A 19,448-nucleotide genomic window follows, 5' to 3' on the forward strand; every position below is an offset into this window, starting at 1 on the left:
CTATCAGATGCTTTCGTATCCGATTTCCCCGGCCGGCGGGGCCGCCTTCCCGGTTCCCGCTTTCGCGTTTCCCTTTCCAGCGATTCCGACTCTACCAGATCCTTTCGGGCCTGATTCCCAGTCAGCGGGCCTTGTCTTCCCGGCCGCTCGGCCGTTCCGACGAGTGAGACTTTAGCGGAATCTCCGGCTCCGACGCTAATCGGGTCCTGCGTCCCTTCGGACTCTGATTCCTCATTTCGCAAAACCACATGAAAAACAATGCGACCAACGGTCGCCTGCTTGTAGTGGTCCTGCGGAATGACTGTCCGGGGACCGGCCTGAGCCGGTGCTCACGTCGGACAGCTCGGAGTACATTACGGATGCGTGTCTGGCATGTCAACTCGGTGGAACACCGCTAGCCTGGGGCTCATGACAACGCATGCGTGCATCCTTCAGTGGTGGGCCGCCTGACGGCGGCCGCCAGACACGCATGCACTCACGGCCGCCGCTTCGGCGGCCGTTCGCGTTTCTCCCCGAGGAGCTCGGCCGCAGGAGGCGGCGGCTCCGATCAGGAGGGCGAGAAGAGATGACGCGGATCTTCAGCGGGATCAAACCGACGGGGCATCTGACCCTGGGCAACTACCTCGGGGCCGTGCGGAGGTGGGTCGATGTCGATCAGCACCAGGCCGAAGCCCTGTTCAGTGTGGTGGATCTGCATGCCCTCACCGTCGAACACGATCCGGCCCGGGTACGCAGACTCAGTCGACAGGCCGCCACGCTGATGCTGGCGGCCGGCCTCGATCCCGCCCTCTGCACCGTATTCGTGCAGAGCCATGTGGATGAGCACGCGCGGCTCTCGTATCTGCTGGAGTGCACGGCCACGGACGGCGAGCTGCGGCGCATGATCCAGTACAAGGAGAAGAGCGCGCGGGCGCGGGCGTCGGGCGAGAGCGTGCGGTTGTCGCTGCTGTCGTACCCGGTGCTGATGGCCGCGGACATCCTGGCCTATCGCGCCGATGAGGTGCCGGTCGGTGAGGACCAGACTCAGCATGTGGAGCTCACCAGAGATCTCGCGGTGCGGTTCAACCAGCGCTACGGGCACACGTTCGCTGTTCCGAGGGCCACCCGTCCGGCGGTGGCGGCTCGCGTCATGGATCTCCAGGATCCGATGTCGAAGATGGGCAAGTCCCATGAGTCGGGCGCCGGCATCGTGTACTTGCTGGACGACGCCGATGTGGTGCGGAAGAAGATCATGCGGGCCGTCACCGACAGCGGACGGGAGGTCGAGTACGACCGGGAGGCCAAGCCGGGGGTGGCGAATCTGCTGGAGATTCTTTCGGCGTGCGAGAACGGGAACCCGGACGAGCTGGCCGGTGTATATGACTCGTACGGCGCACTGAAGAAGGACACCGCGGAGGCTGTGGTGGAGCTGCTTCGGCCGTTGCGGGAGCGGCACGCGGCCTTGGCCGCGGACCCCGGCCATGTCGACGGAGTGTTGAGGGAAGGAGCGGAACGGGCCAGGGCAATGGCACGGCCGGTGGTTGATGCGGCCTATCGGGCGATTGGGCTGCTTCCGGCCGGCTGAGCCGCCTGGGCGAAGGCGGCCGGGCTCTCCAATCCCGGCGCGACGACGAGATCGGCCCGCGCGAGCCGGCCGAGGGAGCGATTGGGGGCGAGGCTGAGGCCGCCGGACATGGCCACGGAGTCCGGGGTCGCCGCGGCGCGGCGCAGTGTGAGCAGTGTGAAGGGAGGGACGCCTCGGGTGGTGCGGACGGTGCCCCAGACCTCGGTGAGGACGGAGACGTCGAAGGCGCGGATCCGAAGGAAGGAGACGAGTCCGACCCGGTATGGCCGTGACCTGGCGCCACCCGTCGCCGTCCGGCCCCTGGCTGGGTGCATTCGACGGACGGCGCGGACCGCGTACGGGTCAGCCGTTGCCGGAGGCGAGGGCGCGGCTGCGGTCGCGGGCCGCTTCGATGGCTGCGATCAGTGCGGCTCGTACGCCGTGGTTCTCCAGCTCCCGGATGGCGCTGATGGTGGTGCCGGCCGGGGACGTCACGGCCTCGCGCAGCTTCACCGGGTGTTCGCCGCTGTCGCGCAGCATGACGGCCGCGCCGATGGCGGCCTGGACGATCAGATCGGCGGCCTGCGCACGGGGCAGGCCGAGGAGGATGCCGGCGTCGGTCATCGCCTCGACGAGGAAGTAGAAGTATGCCGGGCCCGATCCGGAGAGGGCGGTGGCCGCGTCCTGCTGGGATTCCGGGACGCGGAGGGTCTTGCCGACGCCGCCGAAGATCTCCTCGGCGTGGGCGAGATGTGCGGCGAGGGCATGGCTGCCGGCCGAGATGACGGACATGCCCTCGTCGACAAGAACGGGGGTGTTGGGCATGACGCGTACGACGGGAGTGCCGGCGGCCAGGCGTTCCTCGATGAACCCGGTGGTGATACCGGCGGCGGCGCTGATGATCAGGCGGCTGCTGGTGATGTGGGGAGCGAGTTCGTCAAGCAGCTTGCCCATGTCCTGCGGCTTGACGGCGAGGATGAGGATGTCGGCGCGCTTGGCGGCGTCGGCGTTGGTGACGGTCTCGACGCCATAGCGGTCGCGGAGCTCTGCCGCCCGGTCGTCGCGGCGAGTGGTGGCCAGCAGGTCCCCGGGGCGCCAGCCGGCGCGAATCATGCCGCTGAGCAGGGCCTCGCCGATCTTGCCGGTGCCGAGGACTGCGACTGTCTGGGCCATTTCGTGGTCACCTCGCCGGTGGGGTGGTGCGGCTGTCGTCCGGAACCCATCCTCGCACCGGGAGCGGTCGGCGGACGTGAGGTGTCCGAGGGGCGGTACGGCGGCGCTGTCCGTGAGCGCGCGTCCCGGACCGGCCCTAAGCAGTGCGGCGGCGCAGGGTCGCGGCGCCCAGGACAAGGACGAGGAGGGCACAGCCGGCGACGATCAGGGCGTCGCGGACGAAGTCGGCCGTGATGTCGGAGTGGCTCAGGACTTCGTTCATTCCGTCGACGGCGTACGACATGGGCAGGACGTTGGAGACCGTCTCCAGGACGGGCTGCATGTTCGGGCGCGGCGTGAACAGTCCACAGAGCAGTAGCTGCGGGAAGATCACGGCGGGCATGAACTGCACCGCCTGGAATTCGGAGGCCGCGAAGGCCGAGACGAACAGGCCGAGCGCGGTGCCGAGTAGCGCATCGAGCAGCGCGACCAGCAGAAGGAGCCAGGGAGAGCCGACCACGTCCAGGCCGAGGGCCCAGAGCGCGAGGCCCGTGGCGAGCGCGGACTGGACGATGGCGAGCAGTCCGAAGGCCAGGGCGTAGCCCGCGATCAGGTCGCTCTTGCCCAGTGGCATGGCGAGAAGGCGTTCCAGGGTTCCGGAGGTGCGTTCGCGCAGGGTGGCGATCGAGGTCACCAGGAACATCGTGATCAGCGGGAAGATGCCGAGCAGTGACGCCCCGATGGAGTCGAAGGCGCGCGGGCTGCCGTCGAAAACGTACCGGAGCAGGAAGAGCATGACGCAGGGCACGAGAATCATCAGCGCGATGGAGCGGGGGTCGTGGCGGAGTTGGCGGAGCACGCGGGCGGTGGTGGCCAGGGTCCGGGAGGCAGAGGCCGTGGTCGCGGTGGTCATCGGGCGCTCTCCTGGAGTGCGTCGGCCTGGTCGACCAGGTGCAGGAAGGCCGCTTCGACGGTGTCCGAGCCGGTACGGGCGCGGAGGGCGTCCGGGGTGTCGTCGGCGAGGATCGCGCCGTCGCGCATGAGGAGGAGCCGGTGGCAGCGCTCGGCTTCGTCCATGACATGGGAGGAGACAAGGATCGTCGTCGCGCGGTCGGCGGCGATGCGGTGGAAGAGGTCCCACAGGTCCCGGCGCAGGACGGGGTCGAGGCCGACGGTCGGCTCGTCGAGGACAAGGAGTTCGGGTGTCCCGAGCAGAGCCACGGCGAGGGAGACGCGGCTGCGCTGGCCGCCGGAGAGCCGGCCCGCCAGCGAGTCGGCGTGAGAGGCGAGGTCGACATCGGCGATGGCGCGGCTGACCGTTTCCCGGCGGGCGTCGCGGCGGGACCGGCCCGGGTCGAGCACGGCGGCGAAGTAGTCGAGATTCTGGCGGACAGTCAGGTCGTCATAGACGGAAGGGGCTTGGGTGACATAGCCGATCCTGGCGCGCAGCGCGGCGTCGCCGGCGGGCCGGCCGAGGACTTCGAGCGTGCCGGAGACCTTGGCCTGGGTGCCCACCACGGTGCGCATCAGGGTCGACTTGCCACAGCCGGAAGGTCCGAGCAGGCCGGTGATCCGGCCCGGCGGCACGGCGAAGTCGAGGCCCCGCAGGACGGTGCGGTCACCGCGCACGACGGTGAGGCCGTGGGCGCGGAGGGCGACCCCGGAGTAATTCATCATGCGATGAATAGTGTGGGCCGGAGACGGACCCGTCAAGGGCATCCGGCCATGTGGGGAAAGGGATACGAGAGAGACTCAAGGTGCGGACGGGCTCGGCGCGCGAAGCACGACCGTGAGCTCCACGGCGTATGCCTCTTCGACGGTTCCGTCCGGGAAGAGCTTGAGCAGTTCGGCGCGCTCCCGCTCCAGGAAAGCGGTCGTGGCCTCCTCGCCGAGCACACGGAAGACCGAGTGGCTGGCGAGATTGGCGAGGTGGGTGTCGAGCGGGACACGGCGGTTCCAGGGCACCCGGCGCTCCGTGGGGGCCAGTTCCCGCGGCAGGTTCCGGCCTCGGCCGGGGGCGCTGTGGGCGCCGCCGCCGACCTGACGGCGCAGGCGTTCGCCCTGGGCCGCGATCCAGGGCACTCCGCCGTCCGAGACGTTCCACCAGAGGGCGAGCGCACCGCCGGTCCTGAGCACCCGCATGGCTTCGGGAACGGAGCGGAGCGGGTCGGTCCAGTGCCATGCCTGGGCGTAGGTGATGAGGTCCGCGCTGCCGTCGGCCAGCGGGAGGGCATCGCCGAGGCCCCGGACGAGCGGCATACCGGGAAGCGAGCGGCGCAGCCGGTCCGCCATGCCGGGGCCCGGCTCCACGGCGGTGACACGGGCGCCGCGCTCGCGCAGCAGCCGGGAGGCGATACCGGTCCCGGCGCCGACGTCAACGACACGGGAGCCTTCGAGGGGGCGGCCGGTCAGTTCCTCGACGGTGTCGAAGAGGGCAGGCGGATAGCCGGGGCGAGAGGTGTCGTACTGGTCGGCGACGGCGTCGAAGGAGAGGGCACGATTCGTCATACCTCTCATCCTGACGCCAGTGACCGGAGAAGGGCGGCCGCGACCGGCCGCGTTCGCCGCGTCCCGTGTCCAACGTCCCGTGTCCAACGCACCATGTCCGGCGCCCGTGTCCGACGCACCATGTCCGGCGCCCCGCGCGCGGCGCCTGGCTTTTCAGCCGCGCTTGGACTTCCTGCCCTTGCCGCCGCGACGGGCGGCCGGGTTGCCCGCGCGGGCGGTGCGGCGGCGCTCGTACTGCTTGACGGCCGTCTCGTACTCGCTGCGGCGCAGCCCCTCCCCGGGCGCCTCGGCGAACGAGCGCAGGAAGTACGCGATCAGCGAGCCTATGAACCCGATCATCTTGAGAGTGCGCAGGGACTCCTCGCGGCCGGGATCGGCCGGCCGGCGGATGAAGCCCTCCCAGGTCCTGCGGAACGCGATGGCGCTGCACACCGCGAACATCACGACGACGAGCACATCGACGAAGAAGCCCACCTCCGCGGTCTCCAGACCCTCGTAGGCGAAGCGGAGAACGAGACAGGAGGCGAGAGCGGCGGCCAGCGAGCCGACGGCGACCCCGACACGCCGGAGCCCGTAGCCGCCGTCGTGGCCGACCCAGGTCGTACCGAAGAAACGGATCGCCTCGGGCTCCGGGCCGCCGCGATCACGGCCGCTCTCGGCGGCTGTGATCGCGGCGGCGTCGGACTGCTCGTTCTGCTCGGGGTGCTCGCTCACGGGGTCGATTATCCCCTGGCGGATCGTCGACGGGTCAGGAGCAGCGCACAGCGATATAACCGTCGCTGCCTGTGTAGACGAAAGCGTCCGAGACGTACTGTCCGTTGGCGATGTTGTCCCAGAGGTCGGTCGTCCCGTATGTGCCGGTGATCGTCTCTCCCGGCTTCTGGCAGTTGACCGGCACACTGGCCCCGTACGGAAGCACCCTGACGAGCTGGTAGTTCGTGCCCGGGCCACTGCGGACATTCAGTCGCGAGTTCGGGTCAACGGGATAGCGCCGGGCAGCGTCCGCCCCGGCCGGCGTCGGCATGCCCACCGCGCGGACGTCGGGCGCCTTGGCCGGCTCCGGTGCGGGCGCGGACACGTGAGTCCGGCCCACCGTCGCCTGCGCGGTCGGGGCGGTAGTGGCCGTCGTCACGAGCAAGAACCCCACGGCGGCCGCGCCACCCAGCATTGACATCGTTCTTCTGGTCGGCATGGTGATGACTCCCCTCAGTCATTCTCAGTCGGAGGCAATCGGCAGTCGCCGTCTGTCACCCACAGCGCACAGCGACATATCCATCACTGCCGGTGTGAATGAAAGCGTCCGAGACGTACTCGCCGTTGCCAATGTTGTCCCAGAGGTTCGACGTTCCGTACGGGCCAGTTTCCGTCGTCCCCGGCCTCTGGCAGTTGATCATCACGCTGGCCCCGTACGGAAGCACTCTGGCGATCCGGTAGTTCGTACCCGGCCCGGTACGAACATTCAACCGGCAGTCGGGAGCCACCGGATAGCGCTTCGCCGCCAGCGTCTCGACAGCCGTCTCCGCGGCATCCCCCGCCGAACTCTCCACGTTCTCAACTTCTTCGATCGACACTTGGTCCTCCCCCGTTGAGGCTGCGCACTCTGCGCCGCGCAGGCTAGCAAGCGGTGGCTGGATCGCACGCATCATCGACTAGGCTCCGTGCGTCGCGCTTGCGCACGAATACACGGGGATGGGCAATGCCACCACTGCGCAATACCGGACAGGCTCCGGAAGCGGAGTGTCCGGAATACGCCGGTCGCTATCTACTTGAGTCGGACCTGGGCTCGGGCGGAATGGGTGTGGTCCATCTGGCCACGTCCGCCTCGGGGTTGCGTCTGGCCGTCAAGGTCATCCATGCCAACCACGCCTCGGATCCCGAGTTCAGGGCGCGTTTCAAGCAGGAGATCGCGGCCGCTCGCCGGGTGAGCGGGGCCTTCACCGCGCCGGTCGTGGACGCCGATCCGGAAGCTGAACGGCCTTGGATGGCCACGCTGTTCATCGACGGTCCCACCCTGTCCGAGCGCGTGAAGCGGAACGGCCCGCTGCAGCCCGACGAAGTGATCAGGCTCGGCGCCGGGCTGGCCGAGGGACTGCGGGACATTCACCGCGCCGGCGTGGTACACCGCGATCTCAAACCCAGCAATGTCCTGTTGGCGGCGGACGGTCCCAAGGTCATCGACTTCGGTATCTCACGCCCGACGGACAGCGATCTGCGCACCGAGACGGGCAAACTGATCGGCACGCCGCCGTTCATGGCACCTGAGCAATTCCAGCGGCCCCGCGAAGTCGGCCCCGCCGCAGACGTATTCGCCCTGGGCGCGGTGCTGGTCCACGCGGCGACCGGACGAGGTCCCTTCGACTCGGACAGCCCCTATGTCGTCGCCTATCAAGTCGTGCACGACGAGCCGGACTTGGCCGGTGTGCCCGAGAGTCTCGTCCCTCTGGTCACACAGTGTCTGGCGAAGGATCCCGCCGAGAGGCCAACGCCGGACGACCTGATGGCCACTCTGCGCCCGTCACCGAACCGCGTGAGGTCTCTTGTACCGGCGCAGCGAGGTCCGGTTCCCGCGGAACCATCGGCCACGACCCGTCCCCGGGCCTCCCGAGCCCCGACCGTCAATTCCCCTGCCGCGATTCCTCGGCGGGCCCGGTGGGTGACGGTTGGTGTCGTGCTGGCAGCACTGGCCGGGGCCGGATTCATCGGCGCCCAGGCCGCCGGAACCGGCGACGCCCCCGGCGGCGGCCATCCGGATACCCGAGCGGGCCAGAAGTTCCATCCCTGGCACACTTCGCTGCGCGCCGGCATCGGCGCGAACGCGGCCCCGGCCTGCTCGACGGCCGGCTCGGCCGTCTACTGCACCACTCCCGGTATCACGGCCGCTCGGTTCGACCAGCTCGATGGCAGGACCGACTGGATTCTCAAGGACGGACGCTCCACGAGCGGTGCGGAGAAGAGTATGGCGCCCGTCCTCGCGGGCGGGCTTCTGCACGCGGTCGCACCCGGCGGGACCCGGCTGGAGGCACTCGATCCCGCTTCGGGCAGGAAACGCTGGGACGTCGACATCGCCCCGTACGCCGCCGTCCAGCACCTTGCCGGATCGGTGCTGCTCGTGACTTCGGACGGGCTGGTGCGATCCCTGGACAGTTCGACCGGCGCGGAGCGCTGGACACGGCGGCAAGGCGGGACCGGATCTGTCTGGATGGCGACAACGGGCGCCGCCGGTCCGCTGTTTGTCGCCACGCCGACGGCGGACGCCACGGCCACTGACGTCGGAACGGTCGATCCGAGAACCGGAGAAACTCTGTGGGTGAAGCGGGTGCGGGGAACGCTGACCCCGGTGGACGCCACCGGCGACGCCCTCTTCCTGCTCTCACGTGGTGTCGACGACGCCACGGACGCCGTCGTCCGGGTCGATTCGTCGAGCCGTGCCGTACGGCGCGTTCCGTTGGCCGTTCCACTCGACCAGGCACAGGCGACCGTGGCCGGCGACACGGTCTATGTCCTCGGATACACAGGCTCACTGCTTGCCATCGACACCCGCGCGAGCATCACTCGCTCAGCGCAGCGCTGGCGGCTGGAGACATCGGTCACCCTGGCATCGCGCCCGGTCGCTGCGGGAAACCGCGTGTATCTCAGCGCCGCGGACGGGCGTCTGCTCGCTGTGGACCGTGAGCGCGGAGTGCTCCTGGGGCAGACGAAACCCCGTATGGCCAACGGTCCCAACACGCTCATTGTCACGCTGCCCGCGCCCGTGACCGCACCCGGCAAGGTCTTCGCCAGCGCGCCCGACGGATCCGTGTTCGCCGTCGACAGCCGCGATCCCGCGCGCTGGTGAGCGCGGGCCGGACAGCCGTGCGCCCCGGATCCCTCAGCGGGGTCCGGGGCGCGACGGAAGGCGGGAGTCAGCCCAGGCGCGAGACGTCCCGGACCGCGCCCTTGTCGGCGCTCGTCGCCATCGCCGCGTACGCGCGCAGCGCCGCCGAGACCTTGCGGTCGCGGTTCGCGGGCGCGTAGGTGCCGTTCAGGGCTTCGCGACGGGTCGCCAGTTCCTCGTCGGCGACGAGGAGTTCGATCGTACGGTCCGGGATGTCGATCCGGATCCGGTCGCCGTCGCGGACCAGCGCGATCGTGCCGCCCGAGGCCGCCTCCGGCGAGGCGTGGCCGATCGACAGGCCCGATGTGCCGCCGGAGAAGCGGCCGTCCGTGACCAGCGCGCAGGACTTGCCGAGGCCCCGGCCCTTCAGGAAGGAGGTGGGGTAGAGCATCTCCTGCATGCCGGGGCCGCCGCGCGGGCCCTCGTAGCGGATGACGACGACATCACCCTCCGTGATCTCCTTGCGGAGGATCTTGTCGACGGCCTCCTCCTGCGACTCGCAGACGACGGCCGGGCCCTCGAAGGTCCAGATCGACTCGTCGACACCGGCCGTCTTCACCACGCAGCCGTCGACGGCGAGATTGCCCTTGAGCACCGCCAGGCCGCCGTCCTTGGAGTAGGCGTGCGCCATATCGCGGATGCAGCCGCCGGCGGCGTCGGTGTCGAGCGTGTCCCACCTCTCGGACTGGGAGAAGGCTTCGGCGGAGCGGACGCAGCCCGGCGCCGCGTGCCACAGCTCGACGGCCTCCTCGGACGGTGAGCCGCCGCGCACGTCCCAGGTCTCCAGCCAGTCCTTGATGCTCGGCGAGTGGACGGTGTGCACGTCCTCGTTGAGCAGACCGCCGCGGTACAGCTCGCCGAGGATCGCGGGGATGCCGCCGGCCCGGTGGATGTCCTCCATGTAGTACGTCCCGCCGGGAGCGACGTTCGGCGCGACCTTCGCCAGACAGGGCACCCGGCGCGAGACGGCGTCGATGTCGCCGAGGCCGTAGTCCAGCTCGGCCTCCTGGGCCGCGGCGAGCAGATGCAGGATGGTGTTGGTGGAGCCGCCCATGGCGATGTCGAGCGCCATGGCGTTGTCGAAGGCCGCGCGGGTGGCGATGGAGCGCGGCAGGACCGAGTGGTCGTCCTGCTCGTAGTGGCGCTTGGTGATCTCGACGACCGTGCGGCCGGCGTTCTCGTACAGCGCCTTACGGGCGGTGTGCGTGGCGAGCACCGAGCCGTTGCCCGGCAGCGAGAGGCCCATCGCCTCGGTCAGGCAGTTCATCGAGTTGGCCGTGAACATGCCGGAACAGGAGCCGCAGGTCGGACAGGCGTTCTCCTCGATACGGAGAATGTCCTCGTCCGAGACGTTCTCGTTGACCGCGTCCGAGATCGCGTTGATCAGGTCGAGCTTGCGGACCGTACCGTCCACGAGCGTCGCCCTCCCGGCCTCCATCGGGCCGCCGGAGACGAAGACCGTAGGGATGTTGAGGCGCAGCGCGGCCATCAGCATGCCCGGAGTGATCTTGTCGCAGTTGGAGATGCAGATCAGGGCGTCCGCGCAGTGCGCCTCGACCATGTACTCGACGGAGTCGGCGATCAGATCGCGGGACGGCAGGGAGTACAGCATCCCGCCGTGGCCCATCGCGATGCCGTCGTCGACGGCGATCGTGTTGAACTCGCGCGGCACGGCGCCCGCCGCCTTGATCGCCTCGGAGACGATCCGGCCGACCGGCGCGAGATGCGTATGGCCGGGCACGAATTCGGTGAAGGAGTTGGCCACCGCGACGATCGGCTTGCCGATGTCCTCGCTCGCTACGCCCGATGCCCGCATAAGGGCGCGCGCGCCCGCCATATTGCGGCCGTGGGTGACAGTGCGGGACCTCAGCTCGGGCATCGTCGCTCGCTCCTTCAGCAGAAATGACTTCTTCGAGCGTACGCCCCGGCTCCAAGATCTGGACACTACGTCCGGCATACGGGACAGGCGTTCAGCTTTCGGTCAAGTAGCGCTGGAGTGTCGGCGCGACGATCGTGATGATCTCCTCGGTGTCCGCGGAGGCCAGCGGCTCCGCCTTGATCACATAGCGGAGGAACGCGATCCCGATCATGTGCGAGGCGGCCAGCTCCGCGCGGAACGTCGGATCCGGTACGTCCAGATCCTCCGCGATCCGCTCCAGCAGCCGCCGCAGCACGAACACACGCAGCACCTTCGCCGCCGCATCGTGGGTCAGCGCGGAGCGGATGACCGCCAGGAGCGGAGCCCGGGTCACCGGGTTCTCCCAGACACCGATGAAGTAGCGGGCGAGGCGCTCGCCGACCCCGTCCGGATCGCCGGCCAGCAGCGCGGGCGCCACCAGGGCCGGTTCGAAGGAGACCTCGATGGCGGCCGCGAAGACCTCGTCCTTCGTACCGAAGTAGTGGTGGACCAGCGCCGGATCGACACCGGCGGCCTTGGCGATGCCGCGGATGGACGCCTTGTCGTAGCCGCGCTCGGCGAATTCCGTACGGGCCGACTCCAGGATCTTCTCCCGGGCGCCCGGACCCGTGTCCGTCTCCTTGCGGGCCGGCCGGCCACGGCGGCGCGGAGCCGGACTCGTCATCGGTGCGCCGTGGTGGTCATGACGGGTACGCGCCCGACGGATCGGGGCCGGAAGACGCCGAGGAGCCGGAAGACGCACCGGAGACAGGCGACACCCGGCTCGCGGGCGGGGTGCGCGGCACCGGAGTCTCCGCGGAGGCCAGATGCAGCCGGGTGAAGGCCAGCGCCTCCGCGAGATCCGCCTCGCGCTCGGCCGCGGACATCGCACGCCGGGTGTTGACCTCGATCACGACATGGCCGTCGAACTCGCTGCCCGCCAGCCGCTCCAGCAGCTCGGCGCACGGCTGAGTGCCCCGGCCGGGCACCAGATGCTCGTCCTTCGCCGATCCCCTGCCGTCCGCGAGATGGACATGACCCAGCCGGTCGCCCATCCGGTCGATCATGGCCATGGCGTCGGTGCGGGCGGTCGCGGTGTGCGAGAGATCGACGGTGAAGTGCCGGTAGTCGTCCTTGGTGACGTCCCAGTCGGGTGCGTAGGCGAGCATCTCGCGGTCCCGGTAGCGCCACGGATACATGTTCTCAACGGCGAACCGCACATCCGTCTCGCCCGCCATCCGCCAGATGCCGTTGACGAAGTCGCGCGAGTACTGCCGCTGCCAGCGGAACGGCGGATGCACGACCACGGTCGAGGCGCCGAGCCTCTCGGCCGCCGCCCGCGCCCGCTGGAGCTTCACCCACGGGTCTGTCGACCACACGCGCTGTGTGATCAGCAGACACGGCGCGTGCACGGCGAGTATCGGGACCTCGTGGTAGTCGGAGAGCCGGCGCAGCGCCTCGATGTCCTGACTGACGGGATCGGTCCAGACCATGACCTCGACGCCGTCGTATCCCAGGCGCGCGGCGATCTCGAAGGCCGTCGCCGTGGACTCCGGATAGACCGAAGCCGTCGACAGGGCGATCTTCGCATCCGGGACGCGCACCAATGGTTCTGCCACGGAGACAGCGTACGGGCCGCGGCCAGGACCTGTCCGGCGGATCTTCCTGGGCTGCTGTCGCCCGGCACCGCACTGTCCGTATCACTCGAATATGAGCGGTACGCCAATATTCGTCCCTCTTGTGACGCATGTCTCCGGACGCCGCTCGCTCGCCTCCGAGAAGCGCCGGACATGCCTCAGGTGGCCGGGAGTTGGTCGAGCCGGCGCAGGATGACGCCCTCGCGCAGCGCCCAGGGACAGATCTCCAGCACCTCCACTCCGAACAGGTCCATCGCGGCCTCCGCGACCAGCGCTCCCGCCAGTAGCTGGGAGGAGCGGCCCTCGGAGACACCGGGAAGTGCCGCGCGCTGGGCCGCGTTCATGGTGGCCAGCCTGGGCACCCACTCCTCCAGTGAGGTACGGCTCAGCTCGCGCTGCACGTACAGCCCCTCGGCGGAGCGAGCCGCACCGGCGAGCCGCGCGAGCTGTTTGAAGGTCTTGGACGTCGCCACCACATGGTCCGGCCTGCCGAGCCGCGCGAACTCGCCGACGGTACGCGCGATCCGGGCCCGCACAAAGCGGCGCAGCGCCTTCACATCGACCGGGTCGGGCGGATCGCCGGGCAGTCGGCCCGCCGTCAGCCGGCCCGCTCCCAGCGGCAGCGACGCGGCGGCGTCCGGCTCCTCGTCGAGCCCGTACGAGATCTCCAGTGAGCCGCCGCCGATGTCCAGGACCAGCAGTTTCCCGGCCGACCAGCCGAACCAGCGGCGGGCCGCGAGAAAGGTGAGCCGGGCCTCCTGCTCGCCGGTGAGGACCTCCAGGTCGACCCCGGTCTCGCTCTTGACCCGCGCGAGGACCTGCTCGACGTTGCTGGCCTCCCGTACGGCGGACGTGGCGAACGGCAGGACGTCCTCGCAGCCCTTGTCCTCCGCGGCCTGGAGCGCGTCGGCGACCGTCGACACCAGCCGGTCGACGCCCTCGGGCCCGATCGCGCCGTCCATGTCGAGGAGTTCGGCGAGTCGCAGTTCGGCCTTGTGCGAATGCGCGGGCAGCGGACGCGCGCCGCGGTGGGCGTCGACGGCCAGCAGATGGACCGTGTTCGAACCCACATCGAGGACTCCGAGTCTCATGGACCGAACGCTACTGCGACCGCGCGCATACGCTGGACCTGTGCCAAAGACGAAAAAGGCGAAGCCGGGCAAAGCCGATGGCCCGAACAAGCAGGACCAGCAGCGCGAGGCGCGCAAGGCCCGCGGCAAGGCCCCCGACACCTCCCGGACGCGAGGTGTTCCTGACGAAAAGGGCCTGGACTTCGCCCGTGCCTGGGTCGAATTTCCCGACCCGGCCGACGACGAGCAGGTCTTCCGCTGCGATCTGACCTGGCTCACCTCACGGTGGACCTGCATCTTCGGCAGCGGCTGCCAGGGCATTCAGGCGGGCCGCGCCGATGACGGCTGCTGCACGCTGGGCGCGCACTTCTCCGACGAGGACGACGAGAAACGGGTCGCCGGGCATGTGGCACGGCTCACTCCGGAGCTGTGGGAGTTCCATGAGGAGGGCACCACCACCGGCTGGACGCAGACCGACGAGGACGGAGAGCGCCAGACCCGGCGCTGGCAGGGTTCCTGCATCTTCCAGAACCGTCCGGGCTTCGCGGCGGGCGCGGGCTGCTCGCTCCACATCCTGGCGCTGCGTGAGGGCCGCGAGCCCCTGGAGACAAAGCCGGACGTCTGCTGGCAGCTTCCGGTCCGGCGTACGTACGACTGGATCGAGCGGCCCGACGACACGCGTGTGCTCCGGGTGTCGATCGGTGAGTACGACCGCCGCGGCTGGGGCCCGGGCGGCCACGATCTGCACTGGTGGTGCACCTCGGCGACATCGGCGCACGGCGCGGGCGACCCGGTCTACAAGACATACCGGCCGGAGCTGACCGAGCTGATGGGCGCGAAGGGATACGAACGGCTGGCGGAGCTGTGCGAGCGGCGCGTGGCGAGTGAGCTTCCGCTGGTCGCCCCGCATCCGGCGGACCCCGCCGGGGTCTGATCCGGACGGTGTGGCGCAGGCCGCACACTCACGCTCGACCGGTCAGGCCGCCGCCGGTGGTGTCTCCGGGACGTCCGGGCTGTCCGGCGGCGGATCCGGCGGGACGGGATCCGCCGGACCGGTGTCCGGAGGGACCGGTTCCGAGGGACCCGGTCCCGGGGAGGACGGGCCGCCGGGATCCTGGCCCGGGGCCGAAGGGCCGGGGCCGCCCGGATGCGACGGTGTCGGACGGCCGGGCGCCGACGAGCCTGGATCCGGCGGGCCGGGACGCGTCGGCCGGCCGGGATCCGGATGTCCCGGGCGGCCCGGGTGTCCTGGCCGGCCGGAGAGCGGCGGCCTGGGGCCGAAGCCGTCGATCCTCACCACCGATCCCGACGGACGCAGCGCGATCCGCGCGCTCCAGGCCCCGGCCGGCTGGCGCTCGCGGTCGACGACGACACGGATCGTGATGGATTCGCCGGGACCGAGCGTGCCGCGGCTACGGCTCAGCCACAGCCAGGTGGCATGGGTCCCGGCGGACCAGGAGACCGGCGCCGCGCCGGACGCCGTGAGCGTGATCAGCGTCGTGTCACCGGTCGGCCGGGCCTCGACCGTGAGCCGGCCGGCGGCCGGCTGTCCCGGACGGTCCGGCGGCACGGGCGTGCCGTCGCTGATGACCTCGACCAGCACATCGGGCGTGTCGGTGCCTTCGGTGAAGCGCGAACCGGGCCCGTTCTGCGCGTTGCCCGCGTTGGCATAGCGCTCATAGCGCTCGTACGGCCGCCCGCCCGGAGCGTGCGGCCCCTCGGCCTCGCCCGCGCTGATCGAGGAGCCGTCGTGGCCCTCGCCCGTCTGCGGCGCGTCCCGGTAGGTCACCCAGAGCGCGAGCACCGGAGCGGCGACGACGGTCGCCACGACGGTGGTGGTCACCGCCCGCGCCCGGATCCTGCTCCGGCGGGCCGCCCGGTCCTTGGGGTCTATGGGGAAGCCGTTGCGGCCGAAGCGTGGGGCGCTGCCGCGCGTCCGCCGGACCCGGGTCATCGCGCGGTAGGCGGCCTCTCTCGGCGCCCGGACAAGCGGCAGGACGGCGGGCGGGGTGCGGACGGCGGACGGCGCGGACGCGGCCTGCGGGCCGGCGGAGGCGGCCGAGGCGGAAGAAGCCGGCGCGGCCGAGGCCGAGATGCGTGCCGCCGCGCCGGCACCGCCGCTCGACGCCCGCGTGCCCGGCCACGGCCCGGCCGCCTCGGCGCGCTCGGCGGCGCGGCGGCAGCGCGGGCAGTCGTCGACATGCCGGACGAGTTCGCGCCGGAGGACGGCGGAGAGCAGCACCTGGTTGTCGCCGGTGAGCCGGGCGACGGACGGGCAGTCGCCGGTCTCGACGACGGCCAGCGCGGCGCGGGTGCGCTCCACCTCGCAGGCGGCGGAGGCGAGCAGTTCACGGGCCGAGTGCAGCTCCATCGACAGGACGGCGGCGACCTCGCGCGGGCCGAGCTGGTGGCGTATGGCCAGCTCAAGCACCTCGCGCTGCTCCGGTGTCGTACCGGCGGCCTCGGGCCAGGCCAGCAGGGCGAGTTCACGCCGGTGGCACTCGGCGGCCTCCGGTGCGGCGGTGTCCGCCGCGGGCCCCGGCTCCCGGTGGCCCGCGTGCGCTCCCTGGCGGTCCCGGCGCAGCTCGGTGAGTCTGCGCAGGCAGGCCCAGCGCGCGAGCGCGTACAGCCACGCCTTGCGCTCTCCGGCTCCCGAGGGACAACGGCCGTACTGGCGCTCGGAGATGGCGAGGACGTCACCGAGCACCTCGGTCGCCGCGTCGTGGTCGCACAGCACGGAGAGGCAGTAGGTGAACAGGCCGTCCAGATAGGGCTCGTAACGCGCGGGAGGGCGCTGCGCCGCCGCACGGGGCGCACGACGAGAGGCGCGGAGTGCGCCGGTGGTGTGCACGGAGGTCTCAGGACTGCTGCTTGTCACCCGGCGAAGGTAGACAGGACGACCCACGCCCTTCGCGCCCCTTGAGCACATTTAATCCTTACGGGTGAAGTTATCCCTCATAAGGGGACACGAATAGCGACTTTCGATGAGTTTCAACGCACGCATCCGGGCCAGTGGCCTCGGCGGAAGCGGCGGCGGCCTCCTGATCGGCCGGGGGCGGCCGCCGCCGTGGTCGGCGCTGTCGGTGGACCCCTATACGGTGACGACATGGCTGCCCGTACGAAATCCGCCAAGGACAGGCCGTCCTACCGCTGTACCGAATGCGGCTGGACGACCGCCAAATGGCTTGGCCGCTGCCCCGAATGCCAGGCCTGGGGCACGGTCGAGGAGTACGGCGCCCCTGCCGTGCGGACCACCTCGGCCGGCCGGGTCTCCACCGCCGCGCTGCCGATCGGCCAGGTCGACGTCCGTACGGCCACCGCGCGCTCCACCGGTGTCGACGAGCTGGACCGCGTGCTCGGCGGCGGGCTCGTGCCCGGTGCCGTCGTGCTGCTCGCGGGCGAGCCGGGCGTCGGCAAGTCCACGCTGCTCCTCGATGTCGCCGCGAAGGCGGCCAGCGACGAGCACCGCACGCTCTATGTGACGGGCGAGGAGTCCGCGAGCCAGGTGCGGCTGCGCGCCGACCGGATCAAAGCCATCAACGATCATCTCTATCTCGCGGCGGAGACGGACCTGTCCGCGGTCCTCGGCCATCTCGACGCGGTCAAGCCGTCGCTGCTCGTCCTGGACTCCGTACAGACCGTGGCCTCGCCCGAGATCGACGGAGCGCCGGGCGGTATGGCCCAGGTCCGCGAGGTCGCGGGCGCGCTCATCCGGGCCTCCAAGGAGCGCGGTATGTCCACCTTGCTGGTGGGCCATGTGACCAAGGACGGCGCCATCGCCGGACCCCGGCTGCTGGAACACCTCGTGGACGTCGTGCTGTCGTTCGAGGGAGACCGGCACGCCCGGCTGCGGCTCGTCCGCGGCATCAAGAACCGCTACGGCGCGACCGACGAGGTCGGCTGCTTCGAGCTGCACGACGAGGGAATCACCGGACTCACCGACCCGTCCGGTCTGTTCCTCACCCGCCGTGACGAGCCCGTGCCCGGCACCTGCCTCACCGTCACTCTGGAAGGCCGCCGGCCGCTTGTCGCCGAGGTACAGGCGCTGACCGTCGACTCACAGATCCCCTCGCCCCGGCGCACGACCTCCGGCCTGGAGACCTCCCGGGTCTCGATGATGCTCGCCGTGCTGGAGCAGCGCGGCCGGATCAGCGCGCTCGGCAAGCGCGACATCTACAGCGCGACGGTCGGCGGAGTGAAGCTCTCCGAGCCCGCCGCCGATCTGGCGATCGCTCTCGCGCTGGCCTCGGCGGCCAGCGACACCCCGCTGCCGAAGAACCTGGTCGCGATCGGCGAGGTCGGCCTCGCGGGCGAGGTCAGACGGGTGACGGGGGTCCAGCGCCGGCTCGCCGAGGCCCATCGGCTCGGCTTCACCCAGGCGCTCGTCCCGAGCGATCCGGGCAAGATCCCAGCCGGTATGAAGGTCACGGAAGTCGCCGATATGGGTGAGGCGCTGAGAGTGCTCCCGCGCCGGGGTCGCGCGGACGCCCCACGGGACGACAGCGCTCGCCGGTAGACTTTGCCCTGGTCTCGCCCATCCGTACGAGCCGGAGGAGTGCAGTGGCAGCCAACGACCGGGCATCAGCGCCCGGAAAGTCCGGCGCGGGCTCCGGCAACGAAGCGCTGATGCGCGCCTCCCTGAGCGCTGTCGCGCCGGGTATGGCACTGCGCGACGGGCTGGAGCGGATCCTGCGCGGCAACACCGGCGGTCTGATCGTCCTCGGCATGGACAAGACCGTCGAAGCGATGTGCACGGGCGGTTTCGTGCTGGACGTGGAGTTCACCGCGACCCGGCTGCGCGAGCTGTGCAAGCTGGACGGCGCGCTCATCCTCGACAAGGACATCACGAAGATCCTGCGGGCCGGCGTCCAGCTCGTCCCGGAGTCCTCCATCCCCACCGAGGAGACCGGGACCCGCCACCGCACCGCGGACCGGGTGTCCAAGCAGTGCGGCTTCCCGGTCGTCTCCGTGTCGCAGTCGATGCGGCTGATCGCGCTGTACGTGAACGGCGAGCGCCGGGTCCTGGAGGAGTCGGCGGCCATCCTGTCCCGGGCGAACCAGGCGCTGGCGACCCTGGAGCGCTACAAGCTCCGCCTCGACGAGGTGGCCGGCACGCTCTCCGCGCTGGAGATCGAGGACCTGGTGACGGTCCGGGACGTGACGGCGGTGGCGCAGCGGCTCGAAATGGTGCGGCGGATCGCTACGGAGATCGCCGAGTACGTGGTCGAGCTGGGCACCGACGGACGGCTTCTCTCGCTCCAGCTCGACGAGTTGATCGCGGGCGTGGAGCCGGAGCGGGACCTGGTCGCACGCGACTATGTCCCCGAGCCGACCGCGAAGCGGTCCCGTACGGTCGACGAGGCGCTCGGTGACCTGGATTCCCTGAGCCACAGCGAGCTGCTGGAACTGCCCGTCGTCGCGAGGGCGCTGGGATACAGCGGTTCGCCGGAGACGCTCGACTCCGCGGTCTCGCCGCGCGGTTACCGGCTGCTGGCCAAGGTGCCGCGGCTGCCGGGCGCCATCATCGAGCGGCTGGTCGAGCACTTCGGCGGACTGCAGAAGCTGCTGGCGGCGAGCGTGGACGATCTGCAGACGGTGGACGGTGTCGGCGAGGCGCGGGCCCGCAGTGTGCGGGAGGGCCTGTCGCGGCTGGCGGAGTCGTCGATCCTGGAGCGATACGTCTGAGGCGTGCCGCGACGCGGTCCGCGAGACGCATCAACACAGAGAACGGCACAACACAGACAGAACGGCACAAACGAAACAGCAC

General features: G+C 70.4%; 18 protein-coding genes. 5 read left to right on the plus strand and 13 right to left on the minus strand.

Annotated features, from left to right (window positions below):
- Window positions 1–565 precede the first annotated feature (565 nt).
- Window positions 566–1,564: a tryptophan--tRNA ligase gene (gene trpS / locus PV679_RS09580; protein WP_319679678.1), complete on the plus strand. Its 999-nt coding sequence runs from the start codon at window positions 566–568 to the stop codon at window positions 1,562–1,564.
- Here the strand turns inward: trpS and PV679_RS09585 are convergent.
- The 8 genes from PV679_RS09585 to PV679_RS09620 form a co-directional block, all read right to left on the minus strand.
- Entirely contained in the window at window positions 1,531–1,878 is a 348-nt protein-coding gene (locus tag PV679_RS09585; RefSeq protein ID WP_416069681.1) for a hypothetical protein, read from the minus strand. The two genes, trpS and PV679_RS09585, sit on opposite strands and share 34 nt — an antisense overlap.
- A 28-nt stretch (window positions 1,879–1,906) precedes the next feature.
- Window positions 1,907–2,716: a pyrroline-5-carboxylate reductase gene (proC, locus tag PV679_RS09590; protein WP_319679679.1), complete on the minus strand. Its 810-nt coding sequence runs from the start codon at window positions 2,714–2,716 to the stop codon at window positions 1,907–1,909.
- Window positions 2,717–2,852: 136 nt separating this feature from the next.
- Window positions 2,853–3,608 carry an ABC transporter permease gene (locus tag PV679_RS09595; protein WP_319679680.1) on the minus strand — a complete coding sequence of 252 codons (756 nt, stop codon included), beginning with the start codon at window positions 3,606–3,608 and terminating at the stop codon, window positions 2,853–2,855.
- Complete coding sequence (locus PV679_RS09600) at window positions 3,605–4,372, minus strand: ABC transporter ATP-binding protein (protein ID WP_319679681.1); 768 nt, start codon at window positions 4,370–4,372, stop codon at window positions 3,605–3,607. The genes PV679_RS09595 and PV679_RS09600 overlap by 4 nt, the downstream gene beginning before the upstream one ends.
- A 75-nt stretch (window positions 4,373–4,447) precedes the next feature.
- Window positions 4,448–5,212 (minus strand): class I SAM-dependent methyltransferase, encoded by a 765-nt coding sequence (locus PV679_RS09605; RefSeq protein ID WP_319679682.1) that lies wholly within the window; start codon window positions 5,210–5,212, stop codon window positions 4,448–4,450.
- 144 nt (window positions 5,213–5,356) lie between these two features.
- A complete protein-coding gene (locus tag PV679_RS09610; RefSeq protein ID WP_319679863.1) occupies window positions 5,357–5,872 on the minus strand; it encodes a hypothetical protein in 516 nt (171 codons plus the stop codon).
- A gap of 79 nt (window positions 5,873–5,951) precedes the next feature.
- Window positions 5,952–6,227, minus strand: a complete 276-nt coding sequence (locus PV679_RS09615; protein WP_319679864.1) for an SH3 domain-containing protein — start codon at window positions 6,225–6,227, stop codon at window positions 5,952–5,954.
- 223 nt (window positions 6,228–6,450) lie between these two features.
- Window positions 6,451–6,750, minus strand: a complete 300-nt coding sequence (locus PV679_RS09620; protein WP_319679865.1) for a hypothetical protein — start codon at window positions 6,748–6,750, stop codon at window positions 6,451–6,453.
- 149 nt (window positions 6,751–6,899) lie between these two features.
- On the opposite strand from PV679_RS09620, the gene PV679_RS09625 reads away from it, so the two are divergent.
- A complete protein-coding gene (locus PV679_RS09625) occupies window positions 6,900–9,038 on the plus strand; it encodes a serine/threonine-protein kinase (RefSeq protein WP_319679683.1) in 2,139 nt (712 codons plus the stop codon).
- A gap of 67 nt (window positions 9,039–9,105) precedes the next feature.
- Here PV679_RS09625 and ilvD read toward each other — a convergent pair whose 3' ends face one another.
- From ilvD to PV679_RS09645, 4 genes are all read right to left on the minus strand, one after another.
- Window positions 9,106–10,956, minus strand: a complete 1,851-nt coding sequence (gene ilvD, locus PV679_RS09630; protein ID WP_319679684.1) for a dihydroxy-acid dehydratase — start codon at window positions 10,954–10,956, stop codon at window positions 9,106–9,108.
- A 91-nt stretch (window positions 10,957–11,047) separates the two neighbouring features.
- On the minus strand, window positions 11,048–11,659 hold the full coding sequence (locus tag PV679_RS09635; protein ID WP_319679685.1) for a TetR family transcriptional regulator: 612 nt from the start codon (window positions 11,657–11,659) through the stop codon (window positions 11,048–11,050).
- Between the two features lie 16 nt (window positions 11,660–11,675).
- Entirely contained in the window at window positions 11,676–12,593 is a 918-nt protein-coding gene (locus tag PV679_RS09640; RefSeq protein ID WP_319679686.1) for a sugar phosphate isomerase/epimerase, read from the minus strand.
- Window positions 12,594–12,769: 176 nt separating this feature from the next.
- Window positions 12,770–13,702 (minus strand): Ppx/GppA phosphatase family protein, encoded by a 933-nt coding sequence (locus PV679_RS09645; protein WP_319679687.1) that lies wholly within the window; start codon window positions 13,700–13,702, stop codon window positions 12,770–12,772.
- 40 nt (window positions 13,703–13,742) lie between these two features.
- Here PV679_RS09645 and PV679_RS09650 point away from each other — a divergent pair, with 40 nt between their 5' ends.
- Entirely contained in the window at window positions 13,743–14,615 is an 873-nt protein-coding gene (locus PV679_RS09650) for a hypothetical protein (protein ID WP_319679688.1), read from the plus strand.
- Between the two features lie 42 nt (window positions 14,616–14,657).
- Here the strand turns inward: PV679_RS09650 and PV679_RS09655 are convergent, their stop codons facing one another.
- Complete coding sequence (locus PV679_RS09655; RefSeq protein WP_416069682.1) at window positions 14,658–16,559, minus strand: BACON domain-containing protein; 1,902 nt, start codon at window positions 16,557–16,559, stop codon at window positions 14,658–14,660.
- A 228-nt stretch (window positions 16,560–16,787) separates the two neighbouring features.
- Here PV679_RS09655 and radA point away from each other — a divergent pair, with 228 nt between their 5' ends.
- Window positions 16,788–18,197, plus strand: a complete 1,410-nt coding sequence (radA, locus tag PV679_RS09660) for a DNA repair protein RadA (RefSeq protein WP_319679690.1) — start codon at window positions 16,788–16,790, stop codon at window positions 18,195–18,197.
- A 44-nt stretch (window positions 18,198–18,241) separates the two neighbouring features.
- Window positions 18,242–19,366: a DNA integrity scanning diadenylate cyclase DisA gene (disA, locus tag PV679_RS09665; RefSeq protein ID WP_319679691.1), complete on the plus strand. Its 1,125-nt coding sequence runs from the start codon at window positions 18,242–18,244 to the stop codon at window positions 19,364–19,366.
- Window positions 19,367–19,448 lie beyond the last annotated feature (82 nt).

Origin of the sequence: Streptomyces sp. AK02-01A, assembly GCF_033795305.1 — a bacterium.
In the GTDB taxonomy this organism is placed as follows: domain Bacteria; phylum Actinomycetota; class Actinomycetes; order Streptomycetales; family Streptomycetaceae; genus Streptomyces.

Excerpts from the sequence above, each read along its gene's own strand:
- trpS (WP_319679678.1), top strand. The coding sequence starts at position 566 with ATGACGCGGATCTTCAGCGGGATCAAACCGACGGGGCATCTGACCCTG.
- PV679_RS09585 (WP_416069681.1), bottom strand. The coding sequence starts at position 1,878 with ATGCACCCAGCCAGGGGCCGGACGGCGACGGGTGGCGCCAGGTCACGG.
- proC (WP_319679679.1), bottom strand. The coding sequence starts at position 2,716 with ATGGCCCAGACAGTCGCAGTCCTCGGCACCGGCAAGATCGGCGAGGCC.
- PV679_RS09595 (WP_319679680.1), bottom strand. The coding sequence starts at position 3,608 with ATGACCACCGCGACCACGGCCTCTGCCTCCCGGACCCTGGCCACCACC.
- PV679_RS09600 (WP_319679681.1), bottom strand. The coding sequence starts at position 4,372 with ATGATGAATTACTCCGGGGTCGCCCTCCGCGCCCACGGCCTCACCGTC.
- PV679_RS09605 (WP_319679682.1), bottom strand. The coding sequence starts at position 5,212 with ATGAGAGGTATGACGAATCGTGCCCTCTCCTTCGACGCCGTCGCCGAC.
- PV679_RS09615 (WP_319679864.1), bottom strand. The coding sequence starts at position 6,227 with ATGCCGACGCCGGCCGGGGCGGACGCTGCCCGGCGCTATCCCGTTGAC.
- PV679_RS09625 (WP_319679683.1), top strand. The coding sequence starts at position 6,900 with ATGCCACCACTGCGCAATACCGGACAGGCTCCGGAAGCGGAGTGTCCG.
- ilvD (WP_319679684.1), bottom strand. The coding sequence starts at position 10,956 with ATGCCCGAGCTGAGGTCCCGCACTGTCACCCACGGCCGCAATATGGCG.
- PV679_RS09635 (WP_319679685.1), bottom strand. The coding sequence starts at position 11,659 with ATGACGAGTCCGGCTCCGCGCCGCCGTGGCCGGCCGGCCCGCAAGGAG.
- PV679_RS09645 (WP_319679687.1), bottom strand. The coding sequence starts at position 13,702 with ATGAGACTCGGAGTCCTCGATGTGGGTTCGAACACGGTCCATCTGCTG.
- radA (WP_319679690.1), top strand. The coding sequence starts at position 16,788 with ATGGCTGCCCGTACGAAATCCGCCAAGGACAGGCCGTCCTACCGCTGT.